Consider the following 18,505-nt stretch of genomic DNA (forward strand, 5'->3'; position numbering starts at 1 on the left):
AGGTTTCGGAGAGGGTTCAGCGGCCGGCGGTGCGCGGGTCGAGCGCGTCGCGCAGGCCGTCGCAGAGCAGGTTCATGGCGAGGATGGTGAGCGTCAGCGCCGCGCAGGGCCAGACCAGCAGCAGCGGGGCCTGCTCCATGGTGGCGCGCGCGCCGCGGATCATCAGCCCCCAGGAGGGGGCGGGCGGGACGACGCCGAGACCGAGGAAGGAGAGCCCGCTCTCCAGAACGACGGCGGCGGCGACCGCCAGCGAAAGCTGGACCAGGATCGGCCCGGCGATGTTGGGCAGGACGGTGCGCAGCAGCAGATAGGCGGGCCGGGCGCCGAGCGCGCGCGTCGCCTCGACGAAGTCCCGGCCTTTCACGGCTCGGACCTCGGCATGGGTGACGCGGGCGAAACCCGGCAGATAGAGCACCGAGAGCACGAGGATCAGCGTCGCGGCGCCCGGGCCGAGCAGCGTCACCACCAGCAGGGCGAGCAGCACCGGCGGGAAGCACAGCACCACGTCCATGCTGCGCACGGAAAGGAAGGCGGCGGCGCCCTTGCCCCAGCCGCCGATCAGCCCCAGCAGCACGCCGATGGCGCCGGCCGTCAAGGCGGAGGCGAAGGCCACGCCCAGGCTGGTGCGCGCGCCCCAGAGCAGGCGCGCCAGCACGTCCCGCCCGAACTCGTCGCGGCCCAGCCAGGAGCCCGCCATGGGGCCGGCGAGCCGGTTGGCGACGTCCTGGCGGATCGGGTCGGGCAGGGGGAAGAGCGGCGCGCAGAGCGCCGCCAGCGCGATCAGGGCGACAAAGCCGCCGGGCAGCCAGAGGCGCTTGAAATGCCGGTTGCCGCTCATGAATGCGCTACCCGGGGGTCGAGCAGGGCGTGGACGAGCTCGACCACGAGGTTGAGCAGCAGGAACAGCACCGAGATCGTCAGCACGATGCCGACCACCATGGGGTAGTCGCGGCCCTCGACCGCGCGCAGCAGCGGCGTCGACATGCCCGGCCAGTTGAAGACGTATTCGACCAGCACCGTGCCGCCGAGCAGTGTGCCCATCTGCAGGCCGAGCACGGTAACGACCGGGTTCAGCGCGTTGCGCAGGACATGGACGACGATGACGCGGGTCGGCGAGAGGCCCTTGGCGCGGGCGGTGCGGACATAGTCGTTGGCGAGCGCGTCCAGCATCGCCGCACGCGTCATCCGGAACAGGACGGCGGCCAGCCCCTTGGCGATGGCGATGGCGGGGAGGATCAGCAGCTTCAGATGCTGCACCGGGTCCTGCGCGAAGGGCACGAAGCCGCCGGCCGGCATGATCCGCAGCGTCTGCGCGAAGAGCAGCACGAGCAGCGTGCCCAGCACGAAGACCGGCACGGCCAGCAGCAGCGCGGTGACGGCGGAGGCGGCGCGGTCGAAGGCTCCGCCGCGGTCGAGCGCGGCGAAGACACCCGCCGGGACGCCGACGAGGATGGCGATGACGCTGCCGGCGGCGATCAGTTCGAGCGTGCGCGGCAGCCGCAGCGCGATCTCGCTGATCACCGGGTAGTCGTCGATGAGCGAGGTGCCGAGATCGCCGCGCAGCAGCCCACTGATGAAGGCGGCGTATTGCACGAAGAGCGGGCGCTCGAGGCCGAGCTTCTCGCGCAGCTCTGCGACGGAGGCCGGGTCCGGCGAGACGCCGCCGGTCGAGAGCAGGAGCTCGGCGGGGTCGCCGGGCACCATGTGCAGCGCCAGGAAGACGATCGTCGCGACGAGCCAGGCGAGGCCTGCGACCACCGTCAGCTTGCGCGCGAGCCAGGTCACGCTCATCCGAAATAGGTCTCTTCGAGCATGTTTCCGGAGGAATTGGAGAGGGCGCCGGGCAGGTTGGTGAAGCCCATCACGCCCTTGTCCATGCCGTAGCCTTGGCTGCGCCAGGCGAGGCCGACGAGCGGCACCTCCTCGAGCGCGGCCCGCTGCATCTCCTTGTAGATCTCGACACGCTTGGCCTGGTCGAACTCAGCGCGGCCCTTGGCGAGGGCGGCGATGGTGCGCGGCGCGTCGACGCGGAAGGAGCGGCCATGGCTGGGCGAGAGCGTCGTGTCGAGAACGACCGTCAGCCCGTCGGGATCGTTGTTGTCCGAGGAGACGCCGTGGATCGCCATGTCGTACTGGCCCTTCGAGCCGCGGGCGACGCGGGTCGACCAGTCGGGCAGCTGCAGTTCGCACTGGATGCCGACTGCGGCGAGGTGCTGCTGGACGATCTCGGCGGTGTCCTTGTGCATGCCGAACTGGGCGGTGGCGAGCAGGGTCGTCTGGAAGCCGTTGCCGAAGCCCGCTTCCGTCAGCAGCGCCTTGGCGCGGGCAGGGTCGTAGTTCCAGCCATGGGCGAGGTCCTTGTCCCACCAGGGCGTGCCCTCGGCGATCGGCAGCCCCTCGAGCGGCTTGCCGCGGCCGAAGAAGGCGACCTTGACGATGTCCTCCCGCCGCACGGCGTGAGCGACGGCGCGGCGCACGCGCGGATCGTTGAAGGGCGGCTTGGAGCCGTTGAAGAGCACGTCCATGAACGGCCCTTCCTGGCTGTCGAGCTTGAGGCGCGGATCGGCTTCGACCGCCGCCATCGACTGCCAGGGGACGTATTCTATCATGTCGACATCGCCCGACTGGAGGGCGGCGAAGCGCAAATTCTCGTCGGCATAGACGACGAATTTGATGCCCCTCAGCTTGGGGATGCCGGGCTTGTAGAATTTGTCGAAGGCGGCGATCTCGACCGAGGAGCCGCGCTCCTGACCGACCAGCCGGAAGGGGCCGGCGCCGATAAACTCGGTGGGCGTCGATTTCCGCGAGAGGATGAAGGTGTTGTAGTTGCCAAACCAGCTCGGCAGCGTCGCCTGCGGCGTCTTGGTGACGAGGCGGATCGTGCCGGGATCGGGGATCTCGATGCGCTCCACGCTCTGGAACTGGCTGCGCATATAGGCGGTCGATTTCTCGCCGGCGATCTGCTCGATCGACCACTTCACGTCCTCGGCGGTGACCGGATCGCCATTGTGGAAGACGCAGCCGGGCCGGAGCTTGAAGACCCAGGCGCCGTCGCCATCGAGCGACCAGGAGGTCGCGAGTTCGCCGCGCAACTCGCCCTTGGGGCCGTAGGAGACGAGGCTGCGGTGGATCAGCATCTTGACCGTGCCGGCCGAGGCGCCGGTCGAGACCCAGGGCTGGAGATTGGGCGGGAAGGCCGACAGGCCGTAGCGCAGGATGCCGGCGGCGCGCTGGGCGCTGGCCGGGCGGGAGAGCAGCGGCAGGCTCGCGAAGGGTGCGGCCAGTCCGGCAGCCAGCACCGTGCGGCGTGAGATCGTCATCGGCTTTCTCCTCGCTGTGGTCGTCGTCACCGGGCGCGTCGTCGCGTCTGTCCGGCAGCCCTCGTCTGGCAAGAAGAGCGCCATCGGGCCGACAACGCCAGTCCGGTTGCGCATGGGGGTCATGCGTCGTGTATACATGGCGGATTTTTGATGTCTGGCGCCGAAGCGCCTAGAGTTGCCGCATCGACATGCCCGATGAGGACGCTCGACCTTGAACGTGATGACGCCGCCCCAGGCGCAGGATGCGGAAAGCCGGCCGGCCCGCGAGCGGGTCTATGCCCATATCCGCGAGCAGATCCTGCGCGGCGTCTACGCCGGAGGCTCCTTCGTCGAGGAGGAGGCGATCTCGTCCGTGATGGGCGTGTCGCGGACGCCCGTCCGCGAGGCGTTCCACCGGCTCGAGGCGGAGCGCTTCATAGACCTGCTGCCGCGCCGCGGCGCGCTGGTGCGGCAGGTCACGGCGCAGGAACTCGCCGATCTCTACGAGACCCGCCGCATGATCGAGGGCTATGCGGTCGCCCGCATCTGCCGGGAGAAGATCGTGCTGCCCGAGACGATGGAGGCGGTGCTCGACCGGCTCGACGCGATCGCCGGCAGCGACCATTTCGCCCGTGTCGAGCTCAACCGCGAATTCCATTTCGGGATGGTGCAGGCGCTGGGCAACGAGGTTCTCTCGGAGCTCTACCAGTCGCTGGGGGCGCGGCAGCAGCGCGTCGCGATGCGGGCGCTTGCGGTGGATCCGGGGCGAATCGAGCGCATCCGGGTCGAGCATCGCGACTTCATCGCGGCGCTGCGGGCCTTCGACGAGGGGCGGGCGCGCGCCGTTCTCGACGAGCATCTGCGGCCGGTGACCGGGGTGGTGTCGCGCCTGCCGGGTTATGACCCGCCAGGCGCGAGCGACGTGGACGGCTGATCAGTCTCAGACGGGGATGAGCTGCATCGGCGCCGGGTAGTAGCGGAAGCCCTCGCCCGCCTTGGCGAGATTGCCGAAGCCCGGCCAGGCGAAGTGGTAGGACATCACCGGCGTCTTCTCCTGCGCTAGCATCGTCAACAGGCGGACGCGCGATTGCACCGCCTGCTTGGGGTCGCTGTCATAGGCGAACTCCAGGCGCGGGTTTTCGGTCAGTAGAACGGCGTGATGCGTCAGGTCGCCGAGGAAGACGAAGGACTTGCCCGCAGAGGCGACCTTGAAGATGTGGTGGCCGGCGGTGTGGCCCGGGGCTGCCATCGCCTGCACGCCCGGCAGGAATTCCTGCTGGTCCTTGAAGAAGACGATCCGGTCCCGCACCGGCAGCAGATTGGCGCGGGCATGCTCGATGAAGGCCTTGAGCGGTGAGCCGAGCTTGCTCTCGTCGGTCCAGAAATCGAAATCGATCTGGCTGATATGGATGCGGGCATTGGGGAAGAGCGGCTTGCCGTCCGCGCTGCAGATGCCGCCGATATGGTCGATATGGGCGTGGCTGCAGACGATGTCGTCGATGTCGCCGGGCTTGATGCCGGCCTCTTCCATGCTCTTGGCCAGACGGCCCGTCGTTGGCCCGAACAGCTTCGAGAAGCCCATGCCGGTGTCGAACATGACGAGCCGGTCGCCGAAGTTCACGATCGGGATGTTCTGCTCGAGGACGACGTTGTCCTTGGGCAGGAAGCTGCTCTCGAGCATGCCGTAGACGTTCTCCTTGGGCACGCCGAGGAAGCTCGTGCCGGGGTCGCCGAGCGGCAGCGGACCGTCGGAGACGACGGTGACCTCCGCCGTGCCCAGCATGAAGCGGTAGAAATAGGCCGGTTGCGTCTTCGACAGCGGCGCCTTGGCGGCCGCCGGGCCGATCAGCGGGAGGCTACCGCCTGTTGCGGCAAGTGCGGCGGCTGCGCCCAGGAAGCCGCGGCGGCTCGCCGACGGCAGACGGAACGGGTCGTTCGACATGGCATGTCCTCCTGATGGCAGTGGGGGGCCGGCTTTGCGGCCTGTGCTCTTGGGTTTGCACGAGGGGGCGTTCGCCTCTCCTTCGGCTCCGGGCAGGACGATGCACCTGCCTCGGCGGCCGGACCAATACGGGTTCGCTCTAGCGGCCATAACGCAAAGCTGGCGGAAGCGTGGTGCGTCGCTGGTCACGGGCGCCCGGCGCCGTTATGCAGGCGTGCGGCTCGCCGCAGGCCTGGGGGAGACCGGAACGGCGATGGATTTACGGCAGCTCCGCTATTTCGCAGCCATCGTCGAGCAGGGCTCCTTCTCGAAGGCGGCCACCAAGCTGCGCGTGGCGCAGCCGGCGCTGAGCCAGCATCTGCGCCATATGGAAGATGAGCTCGGCGTGGCGCTGCTGCATCGCGGCACGCGCGGCGTGCTGCCGACAGAGGCCGGCGAGCGCCTGCTGGCCCGCGCCCATATCATCCTGGCCGAGTTCGGGGCGCTGCGCGAGGCGGTGCGCGGCGAGGCCGAGTTGCCGGGCGGCGAGGTCCGCATCGGCCTGCCGGGCACGGTGAGCGAGCAGTTCAGTGTGCCGCTGATCCAGGCGGCGCGCGAGCGCTACCCGGCCATCCGCATCCGCATCGCCGAGGCGATGAGCGGCTTCGTGCTGGACTGGCTGCGGCGCGGCGATGTCGATCTCGCGATGATCTACTCGACCTCCGACCCCAAGGGGCTCGGCATCCACCATGTCCTCACCGAGGAACTCTGCCTGTTCTCGGCGGCGGGGACGGCGGGAGCGCCGGCTGCGCCCGGGAAGGCGGTGGCCATGGCCGATGCGGCGGCGCTGGACCTGATCCTGCCCGGCATCGGGCATGGTCTGCGCGACCAGATCGACGAGGCGGCGGCCTCGGCCGGGACGACCATCCAGCCGGCGATCGAGATCGAATCCTACAGCCAGATCAAGCGGCTGGTGGAGCAGGGCTTCGGCTACAGCATCCTGCCGCGCATGGCGGTCGCGGCGCAGGAGAAGGCCGGGCTGTTCCGGACCTGGCCGCTGGAGCGCCCGACGCTCTACCGCAAGGTCTACCTCGCCTATTCGACCGAGCGGCCGATGCCGGCGGCGGCGCGCGCGATCGGCCAATTGTCCTGGGAGATCCTGCGCGGCCTCGTCACCGACGAAACCTGGACGGCGACGCTGGGCCAGGATGGCGGGCCGCCGACGCTGTACGCGTGAGACCCGCTGCGCGCTGCCTAAAGCGGACGCGCCGAGCCTTCCATTCGCAGGCGCCCATCGGCGCCTTCGGTCCAGGTCCTGATCGTGCCGTCTGCGTTGCGCCGGGCTTTGACGAAAAAGCGGCCACCGGCGATCAGCGGGCTCAGGCCGCGATAATCCAGCGCCAGCGTCGTCATCCCCGCCAAGGTCGCGGCGATGTTGAGCATCAGCGTCGCCTGGATCGGCCCGTGGACGACGAGGCCGGTATAGCTTTCCTCGGCGGTCGCATAGGGCTGGTCGTAATGGATGCGATGGCCGTTGAAGGTCAGCGCCGAGTAGCGGAAGAGCAGGGTTGGGCTGGCCTCGACCTCCCAGACGAGATCGGCCGGCTCCGGCGCGGCGTTGGCGGCGGGCGCTGCGGCTGGCAGGCTCGAGGCCTCGCGGTAGACGATGTCGTGGCGCTCGCGCAGGGCGAGCCCGCGCGGGGTCGAGACCTCGTGATGGACGGCGACGAAGCAGAGCGCGCCGGTGCGCCCCTCCTTGGCAGTGACGTCGCCGATGGTCGAGCGGCGCGTGACGAGATCGCCTTCACGGAGCGGTGCCAGCGCCTCGAGACGCCCGCCAGCCCACATCCGTCGCGGCAGCGGAACGGGCGGCAGGAAATCGCCCTTGGCCGGATGGCCATCAGGCCCGAGCGCTCTCATCGGCGCGATCGGCGGCGCCAGGCACCAGTGCAACGCCAGCGGCGCGTCGCCTTGCGGGACCGGCGCGAGATGGGGCGCGAAGGTGGCCGCATAGCTCTCGACCAGGCGCGGCGTAACGAGGTCCGAGGCTTCCTCCATGCGGCCGATCCAGCCGCGGAGATGGTCGATGTCCATCGGTACGAACGCTTTCAGTACGACCGCGGCATGCCCAGCACATGCTCCGCGAGATAGGACAGGATCAGATTGGTCGAGATCGGCGCCACCTGGTAGAGCCGTGTCTCCCTGAACTTGCGCTCGATATCGTATTCCTCGGCGAAGCCGAAGCCGCCATGGGTCTGGATACAGGCATTGGCTGCCTCGAAGGACGCGTCCGCCGCCAGCATCTTCGCCATGTTGGCTTCTGCACCAGCGTTCTCGCCGGCCTCGTAGAGCCGCACCGCCTCGCGCACCATCAGCTCGGCAGCGCGCATATTGGCGTAGGCCCGCGCGATCGGGAACTGGATGCCCTGGTTCTGGCCGATCGGGCGGCCAAAGACCTGGCGCTCCTTGGCATAGGCCGAGGCCTTCTCGATGAACCATTTGGCGTCACCGACGCATTCGGCCGCGATCAGGATGCGCTCCGCGTTCATGCCGGAGAGGATGTAGCGGAAGCCCTTGCCCTCCTCGCCGACGAGGTTGTCAGCGGGGATGCGGACATTGTCGAAGAAGACCTCGGTGGTCGCGTGGTTCATCATCGTCCGGATCGGCCGGATGGTGAGCCCGCTTTTCAGTGCCTCGCGCATGTCGAGCAGGAAGACCGAGAGCCCGTCGGTGCGCTTGGCGACTTGGTCGCGCGGGGTGGTGCGCGCCAACAGCAACATCAGGTCCGACTGCGCGGCGCGGCTCGTCCAGATCTTCTGGCCGTTGACGACGTAGTGGTCGCCCTCGCGCCGTGCGGTCGTGCGCAGTGCCGTCGTGTCGGTGCCGCTGGTCGGCTCGGTGACGCCGAAGGCCTGCAGGCGCAGTTCGCCCGAGGCGACGCGTGGCAGCCAGGCCTGCTTCTGCGCCTCCGAGCCATGCCGGAGAACGGTGCCCATCACATACATCTGGGCATGGCAGGCGCCGCCATTGCAGCCCTGGCGCTGGATCTCCTCCATGATGACGCTCGCCGCCGACAGCGTCAGGCCGGCGCCGCCATAGGCCTCCGGGATCAGCGCCGAGAGAAAGCCGCTTTCGGTGAGCGCCGTGACGAACTCGGTCGGATAGGCCATCTCGCGGTCGAGCTTGCGCCAGTACTCGCCAGGGAAGCCGGCGCAGAGGCGGGCGACGGCGTCGCGGATCTCGGCATGGTCGGATGGGTGCTGCATGGTTGCTGTCTTCAAGGGCCCGGAAAGCGGCCGAATTCGGCCCGCAGCGCCTCATCATGCTGGCCGAGCGCCGGCACGGGGCGCATCGTCACGCGCTGCCCGTCGACGATCGCGGGCGGGGCGAGGACCTCGACGGGGCCGGACGGCGTCGGCGTGGCCAGGGCGGTCGCGGCGGGGTGGGTGATCAGGTCGCCGACGCTGGAGACGGTGCCATAGGCGATGGCGTAGCGATCGAGCGCGGCGGTGACCTCGGCGAAGGGCCGCGTGGCCAGCAGGGCCTGAACCTCGCGATCCACCGTTTCGCGCTGCCGCACGCGCAGGACATTGGTGGCGAAGCGCGCGTCCTCGGCGAGCGCCGCGCTGCCGAGAACCTCGCGGGCGAGGATCTGCCATTCTCGCTCGCTCTGGATCGAGATCAGCACATCGCCGTCGGCGGTCGAGAAGACGCCATAGGGAGCAATCGAGGGATGGGCGAGCCCCAGCCGCGGCGGCTCGATGCCGCCATAGCGCCGCGTCAGATAGGGCACGTTCATCAGGTCGCCGAGCGTATCGAACAGCGAGAGCTGGATCGCGGACCCCTCGCCGGTCTTCGTGCGCCGCAGCAGCGCTTCCAGGATCGCGGCATAGGCCGCCTGGCCGGTGGCGATGTCGGCGATCGAGACGCCGATGCGCGACGGCCCCGAGGCCTGCGTGCCGGTGATGGCGGCAAGGCCGGATTCGGCCTGGACCAGCAGGTCGTAGGCCTTGCGGGTGTGGTGCGGCGTGCCCGGCGCATAGCCGGAGACGTCGCAGGTGATCAGCCGGGGATAGCGCGCGCGCAGCTCGGCCGCGCCCAGGGCGAGCCTTCCGGTGGCGCCCGGTGCGAGGTTCTGGATGAAGACATCGGCCTGCGCGAGCATGGCCTCGACCATGGCGCGATCGTCGGCCTGCTTGAGGTTGACGCGGCAGGACTCCTTGCCGCGGTTGAGCCAGACGAAATAGGAGGACAGGCCCTTCGCATAGTCGTCATAGCCGCGGGCGAAGTCGCCCTCCGCGCGCTCCAGCTTGATGACGCGCGCACCCGCATCGGCGAGCTTGCAGGTCGCGGTCGGCACGGCCACCGCCTGCTCCAGCGCCACCACCAGAATTCCATCGAGGGCGTTCATCATCGTCCCGGCGAGCCGCCGTCCCATCCACCCTCCCAGACGGGCCGTCGAAGCCGAACCTAAGTCAAATAGGGTTTTGCGATGAGGGGCATAGCGAAATGCTCGCTGTGCCGCGATCTCCATAGATAATCCCTATGGCCCTCATCGTTTTATCCTACTTGTCCTGCCGGATCGCCCATGCACCCCTCTCGGCTCCAGGCAGCGTGCCACCCAAGAGCGCGCTCCAGAAACGATTCAGGGAGAGGTCACCATGGGCACCAAGAGATCAGCCGTAGCCGCATTCGCCCTGGGAGCGCTGATGGCGCTGCCCGTGCAGGCGCAGGAGAAGCCGAAGGAACTGGTCGTCGGCATCGCGACCTTCCTGTCGGGGCCGGCCTCGGTCTTCGGCGTGCCCGGCCGCAATGCCGCGGATCTGTTCTTCGAGGAGGTGAACGCCAAGGGCGGCATCCTCGGCGTGCCGGTGAAGCCGGTTTATGTCGACGAGGGCGCCGGCACCAACCAGCTGATTTCGGAATATCGCCGCGTCGTGCAGGACCAGGGCGCGCAGGTGATGTTCGGCGCGATCTCGTCGGGCTCCTGCAACGCGCTCGCCCCCGTCGCCGAGGACCTCAAGGTCGTCAACGTGATGTGGGATTGCGGCACGCAGACCATCTTCGAAGAGGGCAAGTGGAAGTATTCGGTCCGCACCCAGGGCCATGCCGGCGCCGAGATGATGGCGACGCTGCTCTACCTGATGAAGGTGAAGCCCGACTTCAAGACGATCGCGGTCGTCAACCAGGACTATGCTTGGGGTCGTGAATCCTGGGCGCTGCTGCAGGCCGGGCTCAAGGCCCTGAAGCCCGACGTCAAGGTCGTCGCCGAGCTCTTCCCGAAATTCGGCGCGCCCGACTTCTCGACCGAGATCACGCGCCTCTCGGCGCTACGGCCCGACGTGGTGATCTCGACCTCCTGGGGCGGCGACCTCGACACCTTCGTCCAGCAGGCGGCCGCGCGCGGCCTGCTGAAGCAGTCCACCTTCGTGCTGCCGCTCGCCGAAAGCTCGCTGGAGCGACTCGGCAACGTGCTGCCGGAAGGCGTGATCGTCGGCTCGCGCGGCGACCACTATTTCCTGCATCCGAAGTACAAGAACGCCGCCGAAATGCAGTCCTTCGTGAAGAAGTACAAGGACAAGACCGGCGTGTATCCGATCTACCCGACCTTCCACATGAACCAGGCCGTGACCGGGCTGGTGAAGGCCTATGAGAAGGCCTCCGCCGCCAATGGCGGCAAGTGGCCGAGCAAGGAGCAGGTCATCGCCGCCTTCGAGGGGCTGGAGTTCAAGTCGCTGACCGGGACGATCACCATCCGTTCAGACCATCAGGGCCTCGAGGACCAGATGCTCGGCACCACCAAGCGCGTGCCGGAGTACCCCTTCGCCGTCTACGACAAGATGGCGCTCTATCCCGGCAAGCTGGTGACCACGCCGGTCGGCGAGAAGTCGCTCGACTGGTTCGCCAAGGTCAAGCCGGATCTGGTCAACGACAAGTCGATCGAGACCTTCGACTATTCGAAGTAGGGGCAAGCCGCCTCGCTGCAGGGGCCCTCGTCAAGCGCCATTCTCGGGCTTGACCCGAGAATCTCAGAACCAGATCGCTGGTTTACGAGATGGTCGGGTCAAGCCCGACCATGACGCAGGCCCCAAGACGCCGCGCTTCATTAAAAATGGCGGCAGCCGGTCGCATCACCTCTGACGAACGAGCTCCTATGCCTCCTGAAATGCTCTTCCTCGCCGCGCTCGACGGCCTCGCCTATGGCTCGCTGCTGTTCCTGGTGGCGGTCGGGCTGTCGCTGATCTTCGGCGTGCTCGGCGTGCTCAACGTCGCGCATGGCTCGTTCTACGCGATCGGCGCCTATGTCGCGGCGAGCGCCGTGCTGGCGGCGGCCGGGATGGGCCTGCCGACCTGGCTCGCCTTCCCGCTGTTCCTGATCTCGGCCATCCTCGTCGGCGTCGTCGTCGGCGGGCTGGTCGAGGCGCTGCTGCTGCGGCGCATCTACGGCAAGGAAGAGGTGCTGCAGCTGCTGGTCACCTTCGCCGTCTTCATGATCCTGGAGGATGCGCAGAAGGTCGTCTTCGGCACGCAGCCGCTCTTCGCCAATGCGCCGATGAACTGGCTCGGCACGGTCGAGGTCTTCGGCATCTTCTACACGCGGTACCAGCTCATTCTGATCCCGCTGGTGGCGCTGGCCGTGCTGGTCGGCCTGCGGCTGTTCCTGCGCCGCACCGCCTTCGGGCGCGCGATCGTCGCGGTGACGCAGGACCGCGAGGCGGCGATGGCGATGGGCATCAACGCGACGCGGATCTATCTCTTCACCTTCATGATCGGGGCGTCGCTGGCGGCGCTGGGCGGGGCGCTCTCCTCGGCGACGACCTCGCTGACGCCGGGCATCGGCTCGGGCATGATCGTGCTGTCCTTCGCGGTGGCGGCCACGGCCGGGCTGGGGCGGATCGAGGGCGCGGCGGTGGCCGCCCTGATGATCGGGCTGGGGCGCTCGGCGGCGGTCTATTTCGCGCCGGAATTCGACGTGCTGATCCCCTATCTGATCATGGTCGCGGTGCTGCTGATCAAGCCGGAAGGCCTGTTCACCACGCTGCAGACGAGGAAAGTCTGATGGCGCGCCAGTATCTCATCGGCGCGGCCCTGCTGATCGCGCTCATCGTGTTTCCGCTGATCTCGCCCTGGGCGACGGTCATCCTCACCGTCGCGCTGTGCGAGGGGCTGGCGGCGCTCGGCATCCTCGTCCTGCTGCGGGCGGGGCAGGTCTCGTTCGGCCACGGGCTGTTCTTCGCCTTCTCGGCCTATGTCGTCGCCTTCATGGCGGCGGCGAAGGTCGGCCACGAGGTTTTGCTGCTGGTGCCGATCGCCACCGCGGCCTCGGGGCTCGTCGCGGCGATCGTCGGGCTCTTTATCGTGCGCTACCGCGCGATCTTCTTCGGCATGCTGAACTTGGCCATCTCGATGGTGTTCTTCTCGCTGCTCGAGAAGCTGTTCTCGGTGACCGGCGGCGCCGACGGCAAGCGCGTGCCGCGGCCGACGCTGGCGGGCATGACGCTCGATCGCGAGACCTTCGAGTTCTGGATGTTCTACATCACCCTGGCGCTGGCGGTGGTCGCGGCGCTCGGTGTCGCACGCTATCTCGTCTCGCCCGGCGGCAAGGCGCTGGAGGCGATCAAGTCCAACGAGACGCGGCTGGAATATCTCGGCGTCTCCAGCCGCAAGGTGCTCTACGGCGCCTATCTGCTCTCGGGGCTGCTGGCGGGACTAGGCGGCGCGATCATCGCGCTGGTCTCGGGCCATGTCACGCCGGAGCTGGCCTATTGGGTGCGCTCGGGCGAGTTCGTCTTCATCGCGATCCTGGGCGGCGTCGGCGGCGTGGCGGGGCCCTTCCTGGGCGCGCTGATGTTCCAGATCATCCGCGGCTATGCCGCCGTCCATGCGCCCGAGACGTGGCATGCGGTGCTGGGCGTGATGCTGCTCGTCATCATCTTCTTCGCGCCGAGCGGACTCTACGGGCTGATCGCAGGCCGCAAGCGCGCGGCCGTATCCGGCGCCGGCGGGGAGGGCGGCCGATGAGCGAGATCATCCTCGAGGCGCGCGATCTCGAGTTGCGCTTCGGCGGCGTGCTGGCGGCCAACGGCGCCTCGCTGAGCGTGCGGGCGAATGAGCGCATCGCCATCATCGGCCCCAACGGCGCCGGCAAAACCACCTTCATCAACCTCTGCACCGGCTATCTGAAGCCGCAATCGGGCCGCGTGATCTTTGCGGGGCAGGATGTGACGGGCCTGTCGCCGCGCACGATCACGCGACGCGGCATCGGCCGTTCCTTCCAGATCCCGCAGCTCTTCACCGACAACACGGTGATGGAGAACCTGCTGCTGGCGCTGAGCGCACGCGAGGGCACATGGTCGCCCTTCCTGCGGCTCGACCGCCACCCCAAGCGCGAGGAAATGGTCGCGCTGCTCGACAGCGTCGGCCTGCGCGACACTGCCGAGCGCTTGGTGCGGGAACTGCCCGAAGGCATGCGCAAGCTGATCGACATCGCGGTGGCGCTGGCGCTCGATCCGAAGCTGATCTTCATGGACGAGCCGACCTCGGGCGTCTCCAGCTCCGAGAAGTTCCAGGTGATGGACACGCTGACGCGCGCGCTCGACGCCCGCGCCACGACCGCGATCTTCGTCGAGCACGACATGGACGTGGTCGCGCGCTACGCCAGCCGCGTCGCGGTCTGGTCGGGCGGGCGCATCGCACTGGAAGGCACGCCCGACGAGATTCTTAATCATCCCGAGGTCCGCGAAACCGTGATCGGGGTGGGAGTCTAGCCATGCTGGAGATCAGGGGACTGTCGGCCGTCATCGAGGGCGTGCAGGTGCTGCGCAAGGTCGATTTCGCGCTGGACGAGGGTGCAGCCGTGGCGCTGATCGGGCGCAATGGCGCCGGCAAGACCAGCCTGCTGCGCGCCATCATGGGCTTCATGACGGTGACGGAGGGGACGATCGCCTTCGACGGCCGGCCGATCCTGACGATTCCACCGCATGAGCGGCCGCGGCTCGGGATTGGCTATGCGCCGGAGGATCGGCGGCTGTTTTCGAGCTTCTCGATCGAGGAGAACATCCGTCTGCCGGCCGAGGTGATGAAGGTGCCGGGCGCCGAGATCGCGAGGCGGCTGGAGGGTATCTACCAGGTGCTGCCGGAACTGGCCGATCTGCGCCATCGCGCGGCGGCCGGGCTTTCGGGCGGTCAGGGCAAGATGGCGGCGCTAGCCCGGGCGCTGATGGTGGGGCAGCGCGTCATCCTGCTCGACGAACCCTTCCAGGGCCTCGCGCCGGTGCTGGCGCAGCGTTACGCAACCGCCCTGCGCGCGCTGCGCGACAGCCATCCCGAGATCGCGTTGCTCATCACTGAATCCAACCCCAGTCTGCTGCGCAGCTTCGCCGAGCGCGCCTATGCGATCGAGCGCGGCGAGGTCACGGAGGTGGCCGGCGGCCTGGCGGCGAGTTCGCTCGAAGCGGCGGGGCTGCATTAGTTAGCGGACGGAACACACCGTCATCCTGGACAAGCCGCGCAAGTGGCGCAGCTCCGGGATCCATCGGAGGGCTCCAGCGCTCTACGATGGGTCCCGGACTTCGCTGCACGAAGCCCAGGATGGCGATGCGAATTTGAGATCAAGCACTCGTTGTCGAGTTAGGAGAAACCCCATGACCCAGCACTTCATCAACGGCCGCCATGTGGCGGGCCGCAGCGGCGAGACCATGGCCGTGCTGGCGCCGGCGACCGGCGAGGAGTTTACCCGCATCGCCTGCGGCACGGCCGAGGATATCGACGACGCCGTGAAGGCGGCACGCGCGGCCTATGAAGGCGCCTGGGGCAAGCTGACGGCGGCCGAGCGCGGCCGGCTGATCGCCAAGCTCGGCCTCAAGGTGCTCGACAATTTCGACGAGCTCGCCCGCACCGAAGCGCAGGACACGGGCAAGCCGATGGCGCAGGCCCGGGCCGATATCGAGGCGACCGCCCGCTATTTCGAGTTCTACGGCGGCGCGGCCGACAAGGTGCACGGGCATATCGTGCCCTTCCTCAACGGCTACAGCGTCAACGTCATCCATGAGCCCCATGGCGTCACCGGCCATATCCTGCCCTGGAACTACCCGGCGCAGATGTTCGGGCGGTCGCTGACCGCGGCGCTCGCCATGGGCAACGCCGTGGTGCTGAAGCCGGCCGAGGAGGCCTGCCAGACGGCGCTGCGGCTGGCGGTTCTGGCCTCCGAGGTCGGCTTCCCCGATGGCGCGATCAACATCGTCACCGGCCGCGGGCACGAGGCGGGCGCGGCGCTCTCGGCCCATCACGGCGTCGACTTCATGTCCTTCACCGGCTCGCCGGAGGTCGGCAAGATGGTGCAGCACGCCTGCGCCGAGCATCTGATCCCCTGCACGCTCGAACTCGGCGGCAAGTCGCCCCAGATCGTCTTCGACGATGCCGATTTCGACGCGGCGGTCCCGATCGTCTGCAAGGCAATCGTCCAGAACACCGGGCAGACGTGCTCGGCCGGCTCGCGCGTGCTGGTGCAGGAGCGCGTCTATGACGACTTCATGGGCGCGGTGGCCAAGGAGTTCACCAAGCTGCGCGCCGGTACGCCTGAGATGGATCTCGATTGCGGCCCGGTGATCAACGCCAGGCAGCGCGGGCGCGTGCAGAGCTTCGTCGACCAGGCGCGCGAGGCCGGCATCCCGGTCATCGCCGAGGGCCAGATCGCGCAGGGCGTGCCCAATGGCGGCTTCTATGTGACGCCGACGCTGTTCGGGAAGGTGCCGCGCGGCAACCGGCTCGAGCAGGAGGAGGTGTTCGGGCCGGTGCTCGCCGCCTTCCCCTTCAGCGACGAGGCGGATGCGATCAAGCTCGCCAACTCCACCGAATATGGGCTCGTCGCAGCGGTCTGGACCAAGGATGGCGGGCGCCAGCAGCGCGTCGCCAAGAAGGTCCGCGCCGGCCAGGTCTTCATCAACGGCTATGGCGCCGGCGGCGGCATCGAGCTGCCCTTCGGCGGCACCGGCAAATCCGGCCATGGCCGCGAGAAGGGTTTTGCTGCGCTGGAGGAGTTCGCTGTGACCAAGACGATCGTGCACAAGCACGGGTGAGGGGGCAGGGCGCGTCATGCTCGGGCCCGACCCGAGCATCTCTTGCCAGAGATTCTCGGGTCGGAGCTTCGCTCCGCCCGAGAATGACGCTCTTTCTCACATCATGATGACGTGCCGGATCGTGCGGCCTTCGTTCAATGCATCGAAGCCCTCGTTGATGCCGTCGAGCCCGCTCTGGCTGGTCATCAGCTTGTCGACCGGCAGCTTGCCGCGCAAATAGAGATCGACGAAGCGAGGGATGTCGCGCACCGGGATGCAGGAGCCGACATAGGAGCCCTTCAGCGTCCGCTCCTCGCCGACGAGACGCACGGGAGCCAGCGACAGGGTATGGGCGGGGTTGGCGAGGCCCGCCGTCGTGGTCGTGCCGCCGCGCCGCGTGATCTGGTAGGCGAGGTCGAGTGCCTTGACCGAGCCCGCCATCTCCAGCCCGTGATCAACGCCGCCCTTGGTCGCGGCGCGGATCGCCTCGATGACACCGGGGTCACCCGCGTTGAAGGTGTCGGTCGCGCCGAGATCCCGCGCGATGGCGAGCTTCTCCTCCGAGAGGTCGACCGCGATGACGCGCGAAGCGCCGCACGCGGCCGCGCCCATCAGCGCACTCAGGCCGACGCCGCCGAGGCCGACGACGGCGACCGTTTCACCGGCCCTGACCTTGGCCGTGTTCACGGCAGCGCCGACGCCGGTCAGCACGGCGCAGCCGAAGAGCGCCGCGATCTCATGGGGAATGTCGGCCTCGAGCTTGACCAGCGAATGGCGCGAGATCACCGCGTATTCGGCGAATGCGGAGACGCCGACATGGTGATGCACCGGCTTGCCATGGGCCGAGAGCCGGCGACCGCCGCCGATCAGCTCGCCGATGCCATTGGCGGCATTGCCAGGCTCGCAAAGTGCCGGGCGGCCCTCGCTGCAGGGCGAGCAATGCCCGCAGGAGGGCACGAAGACCATGATGACACGGTCGCCCTTCTTCAGATCCTGGACGCCGGGGCCGGGCTCGACGACCTCGCCCGCCGCCTCATGGCCGAGCACCATCGGCACGGGGCGCGGCCGGTTGCCGTCGATCACCGAGAGGTCGGAATGGCAGAGACCGGCGGCGCGGACCCGCACCAGCACTTCGCCCGGCCCCGGCGGGGTGAGCTCGACCTCCTCGATCGAGAGCGGCCGGCTCTGCGCGTAAGGAGCGGAGACGGGGCTGGCGTTCAGCACGGCGGCGCGGATCTTCATGAAGGCGGTTCCTCGGCAGGCTTGTGTCGTTGCCGCCATCGGGCCGCAAATGGCGGGGCCTGTCAAAGATCGTTTCGCGATCCCCGGCATAAGCCGGGAGCATGCAGGCGCGCGGGCGTGCGGCCATAGCATTTCCGTCTGAGCGGGATCGCCAAATCGCATTGGCCGCGGGCATCGGGCCCGGCCAAAGATGGCGCTCCCAAAAACATGGCATTCCCAGGACGACCGAGGACAGATCATGAGACTGAAGGGCAAGACGGCGCTGATCACCGGCGCGGCGCAAGGGTTCGGGTTCGGCATCGCCGAGACCTTCGTGCGCGAGGGCGCGCGGGTGGCGCTGCTCGATCTGAATGGCGACAAGGCCAAGGAGGCCGCGCAGGCGATCGGCCGCCGGGCCTTCGCCGTGACCTGCGATGTGGGCAAGGGCAAGAGCGTCGAGAAGGCGGTGGCGCGCGTCATCGCCAAGGTTGGACGGCTCGACATCGTCGTCAACAATGCCGGCATCAGCCATCGCAACCAGCCCATGCTCGACGTCACCGAGGAGGAGTTCGATCGGGTCTTCGCCGTCAATGTGAAGTCGATCTACCTGATGGCGAAGGCGACCGTGCCGCATTTCCGTGAGCATGGCGGCGGCGTGATCCTGAACATTGGCTCCACCGCCGGCGTCCGGCCGCGTCCTGGCCTGACCTGGTACAATGGCTCCAAGGGCGCGGCGAACCTGCTGTCGAAGTCGATGGCGGTGGAGCTGGCGCCGGACCGGATCCGCGTCAATGCGATCGCGCCGGTGGCCGGCGAGACGCCGCTGCTGGCGACCTTCATGGGCGAGGACACGCCGGAGAAGCGCAAGGCCTTCACCGCGACGATTCCCTGGGGCCGGTTCTCGACGCCGCAGGACATCGCCAATGCGGCGCTGTTCCTGTGCTCAGACGAATCCGAGATGGTGACCGGCAGCGTTCTGGCGGTCGATGGCGGGCGCTGCGTCTGAG

Annotated in this window: 17 protein-coding genes; 9 read left to right on the plus strand and 8 right to left on the minus strand. The window is 68.3% G+C overall.

The features are described from left to right. Positions 1 to 16 precede the first annotated feature (16 nt). Genes ABIE41_RS10585 through ABIE41_RS10595 form a run of 3 tightly spaced genes read right to left on the minus strand, consistent with a single transcriptional unit; the run spans position 17 to position 3,320 of the window. The gene (locus tag ABIE41_RS10585) at positions 17 to 838 is read right to left on the minus strand and encodes an ABC transporter permease (RefSeq protein WP_192644429.1); all 822 of its coding nucleotides are present in this window, start codon (positions 836 to 838) and stop codon (positions 17 to 19) included. Continuing rightward, positions 835 to 1,791: an ABC transporter permease gene (locus ABIE41_RS10590; RefSeq protein WP_192644430.1), complete on the minus strand. Its 957-nt coding sequence runs from the start codon at positions 1,789 to 1,791 to the stop codon at positions 835 to 837. Before ABIE41_RS10590 ends, ABIE41_RS10585 begins: the two co-directional genes overlap by 4 nt. After that, entirely contained in the window at positions 1,788 to 3,320 is a 1,533-nt protein-coding gene (locus ABIE41_RS10595; RefSeq protein ID WP_192644431.1) for an ABC transporter substrate-binding protein, read from the minus strand. Before ABIE41_RS10595 ends, ABIE41_RS10590 begins: the two co-directional genes overlap by 4 nt. Before the next feature lie 220 nt (positions 3,321 to 3,540). Between ABIE41_RS10595 and ABIE41_RS10600 the strand changes: the two genes are divergently transcribed. Continuing rightward, complete coding sequence (locus tag ABIE41_RS10600) at positions 3,541 to 4,233, plus strand: GntR family transcriptional regulator (RefSeq protein WP_192644751.1); 693 nt, start codon at positions 3,541 to 3,543, stop codon at positions 4,231 to 4,233. Between the two features lie 6 nt (positions 4,234 to 4,239). Here ABIE41_RS10600 and ABIE41_RS10605 read toward each other — a convergent pair whose 3' ends face one another. After that, the gene (locus ABIE41_RS10605; protein WP_192644432.1) at positions 4,240 to 5,241 is read right to left on the minus strand and encodes an MBL fold metallo-hydrolase; all 1,002 of its coding nucleotides are present in this window, start codon (positions 5,239 to 5,241) and stop codon (positions 4,240 to 4,242) included. Between the two features lie 253 nt (positions 5,242 to 5,494). Between ABIE41_RS10605 and ABIE41_RS10610 the strand changes: the two genes are divergently transcribed. Beyond that, complete coding sequence (locus tag ABIE41_RS10610) at positions 5,495 to 6,457, plus strand: LysR family transcriptional regulator (RefSeq protein WP_192644433.1); 963 nt, start codon at positions 5,495 to 5,497, stop codon at positions 6,455 to 6,457. A gap of 17 nt (positions 6,458 to 6,474) precedes the next feature. On the opposite strand, the gene ABIE41_RS10615 is transcribed toward ABIE41_RS10610, so the two are convergent. From ABIE41_RS10615 to ABIE41_RS10625, 3 genes are read right to left on the minus strand one after another with little or no spacing between them, the layout of a single operon-like run. Beyond that, positions 6,475 to 7,314: an HTD2 family dehydratase gene (locus ABIE41_RS10615; protein WP_192644434.1), complete on the minus strand. Its 840-nt coding sequence runs from the start codon at positions 7,312 to 7,314 to the stop codon at positions 6,475 to 6,477. A 14-nt stretch (positions 7,315 to 7,328) separates the two neighbouring features. Next, entirely contained in the window at positions 7,329 to 8,486 is a 1,158-nt protein-coding gene (locus ABIE41_RS10620; RefSeq protein ID WP_192644435.1) for an acyl-CoA dehydrogenase family protein, read from the minus strand. An 11-nt stretch (positions 8,487 to 8,497) separates the two neighbouring features. Next, the gene (locus ABIE41_RS10625) at positions 8,498 to 9,658 is read right to left on the minus strand and encodes a CaiB/BaiF CoA transferase family protein (protein WP_354191910.1); all 1,161 of its coding nucleotides are present in this window, start codon (positions 9,656 to 9,658) and stop codon (positions 8,498 to 8,500) included. Between the two features lie 223 nt (positions 9,659 to 9,881). Here ABIE41_RS10625 and ABIE41_RS10630 point away from each other — a divergent pair, with 223 nt between their 5' ends. From ABIE41_RS10630 to ABIE41_RS10655, 6 genes are all read left to right on the plus strand, one after another. Further along, complete coding sequence (locus ABIE41_RS10630) at positions 9,882 to 11,186, plus strand: ABC transporter substrate-binding protein (RefSeq protein WP_192644436.1); 1,305 nt, start codon at positions 9,882 to 9,884, stop codon at positions 11,184 to 11,186. A gap of 188 nt (positions 11,187 to 11,374) precedes the next feature. After that, positions 11,375 to 12,280 (plus strand): branched-chain amino acid ABC transporter permease, encoded by a 906-nt coding sequence (locus ABIE41_RS10635; protein WP_069056173.1) that lies wholly within the window; start codon positions 11,375 to 11,377, stop codon positions 12,278 to 12,280. Then, positions 12,280 to 13,242: a branched-chain amino acid ABC transporter permease gene (locus tag ABIE41_RS10640; protein ID WP_192644437.1), complete on the plus strand. Its 963-nt coding sequence runs from the start codon at positions 12,280 to 12,282 to the stop codon at positions 13,240 to 13,242. The genes ABIE41_RS10635 and ABIE41_RS10640 overlap by 1 nt, the downstream gene beginning before the upstream one ends. Continuing rightward, the gene (locus ABIE41_RS10645) at positions 13,239 to 13,988 is read left to right on the plus strand and encodes an ABC transporter ATP-binding protein (protein WP_069056171.1); all 750 of its coding nucleotides are present in this window, start codon (positions 13,239 to 13,241) and stop codon (positions 13,986 to 13,988) included. Before ABIE41_RS10640 ends, ABIE41_RS10645 begins: the two co-directional genes overlap by 4 nt. A gap of 2 nt (positions 13,989 to 13,990) precedes the next feature. Then, a complete protein-coding gene (locus tag ABIE41_RS10650) occupies positions 13,991 to 14,692 on the plus strand; it encodes an ABC transporter ATP-binding protein (protein ID WP_192644438.1) in 702 nt (233 codons plus the stop codon). 172 nt (positions 14,693 to 14,864) lie between these two features. After that, the gene (locus ABIE41_RS10655; protein WP_192644439.1) at positions 14,865 to 16,298 is read left to right on the plus strand and encodes an aldehyde dehydrogenase family protein; all 1,434 of its coding nucleotides are present in this window, start codon (positions 14,865 to 14,867) and stop codon (positions 16,296 to 16,298) included. A 96-nt stretch (positions 16,299 to 16,394) separates the two neighbouring features. Here the strand turns inward: ABIE41_RS10655 and ABIE41_RS10660 are convergent, their stop codons facing one another. After that, complete coding sequence (locus ABIE41_RS10660) at positions 16,395 to 17,519, minus strand: zinc-dependent alcohol dehydrogenase family protein (protein ID WP_192644440.1); 1,125 nt, start codon at positions 17,517 to 17,519, stop codon at positions 16,395 to 16,397. Between the two features lie 238 nt (positions 17,520 to 17,757). Here ABIE41_RS10660 and ABIE41_RS10665 point away from each other — a divergent pair, with 238 nt between their 5' ends. Further along, a complete protein-coding gene (locus tag ABIE41_RS10665) occupies positions 17,758 to 18,504 on the plus strand; it encodes a glucose 1-dehydrogenase (protein ID WP_192644441.1) in 747 nt (248 codons plus the stop codon). Position 18,505 lies beyond the last annotated feature (1 nt).

It is taken from the genome of Bosea sp. OAE506 (assembly GCF_040546595.1).
GTDB lineage: Bacteria > Pseudomonadota > Alphaproteobacteria > Rhizobiales > Beijerinckiaceae > Allobosea.

Bases quoted from the DNA above. Each gene is read 5' to 3' on its own strand.
- ABIE41_RS10635 (WP_069056173.1), top strand. From the start codon at position 11,375: ATGCCTCCTGAAATGCTCTTCCTCGCCGCGCTCGACGGCCTCGCCTAT.
- ABIE41_RS10595 (WP_192644431.1), bottom strand. From the start codon at position 3,320: ATGACGATCTCACGCCGCACGGTGCTGGCTGCCGGACTGGCCGCACCC.
- ABIE41_RS10660 (WP_192644440.1), bottom strand. From the start codon at position 17,519: ATGAAGATCCGCGCCGCCGTGCTGAACGCCAGCCCCGTCTCCGCTCCT.
- ABIE41_RS10630 (WP_192644436.1), top strand. From the start codon at position 9,882: ATGGGCACCAAGAGATCAGCCGTAGCCGCATTCGCCCTGGGAGCGCTG.
- ABIE41_RS10605 (WP_192644432.1), bottom strand. From the start codon at position 5,241: ATGTCGAACGACCCGTTCCGTCTGCCGTCGGCGAGCCGCCGCGGCTTC.
- ABIE41_RS10665 (WP_192644441.1), top strand. From the start codon at position 17,758: ATGAGACTGAAGGGCAAGACGGCGCTGATCACCGGCGCGGCGCAAGGG.
- ABIE41_RS10650 (WP_192644438.1), top strand. From the start codon at position 13,991: ATGCTGGAGATCAGGGGACTGTCGGCCGTCATCGAGGGCGTGCAGGTG.
- ABIE41_RS10600 (WP_192644751.1), top strand. From the start codon at position 3,541: ATGACGCCGCCCCAGGCGCAGGATGCGGAAAGCCGGCCGGCCCGCGAG.
- ABIE41_RS10585 (WP_192644429.1), bottom strand. From the start codon at position 838: ATGAGCGGCAACCGGCATTTCAAGCGCCTCTGGCTGCCCGGCGGCTTT.
- ABIE41_RS10590 (WP_192644430.1), bottom strand. From the start codon at position 1,791: ATGAGCGTGACCTGGCTCGCGCGCAAGCTGACGGTGGTCGCAGGCCTC.
- ABIE41_RS10615 (WP_192644434.1), bottom strand. From the start codon at position 7,314: ATGGACATCGACCATCTCCGCGGCTGGATCGGCCGCATGGAGGAAGCC.
- ABIE41_RS10640 (WP_192644437.1), top strand. From the start codon at position 12,280: ATGGCGCGCCAGTATCTCATCGGCGCGGCCCTGCTGATCGCGCTCATC.
- ABIE41_RS10610 (WP_192644433.1), top strand. From the start codon at position 5,495: ATGGATTTACGGCAGCTCCGCTATTTCGCAGCCATCGTCGAGCAGGGC.
- ABIE41_RS10645 (WP_069056171.1), top strand. From the start codon at position 13,239: ATGAGCGAGATCATCCTCGAGGCGCGCGATCTCGAGTTGCGCTTCGGC.
- ABIE41_RS10620 (WP_192644435.1), bottom strand. From the start codon at position 8,486: ATGCAGCACCCATCCGACCATGCCGAGATCCGCGACGCCGTCGCCCGC.
- ABIE41_RS10625 (WP_354191910.1), bottom strand. From the start codon at position 9,658: ATGGGACGGCGGCTCGCCGGGACGATGATGAACGCCCTCGATGGAATT.
- ABIE41_RS10655 (WP_192644439.1), top strand. From the start codon at position 14,865: ATGACCCAGCACTTCATCAACGGCCGCCATGTGGCGGGCCGCAGCGGC.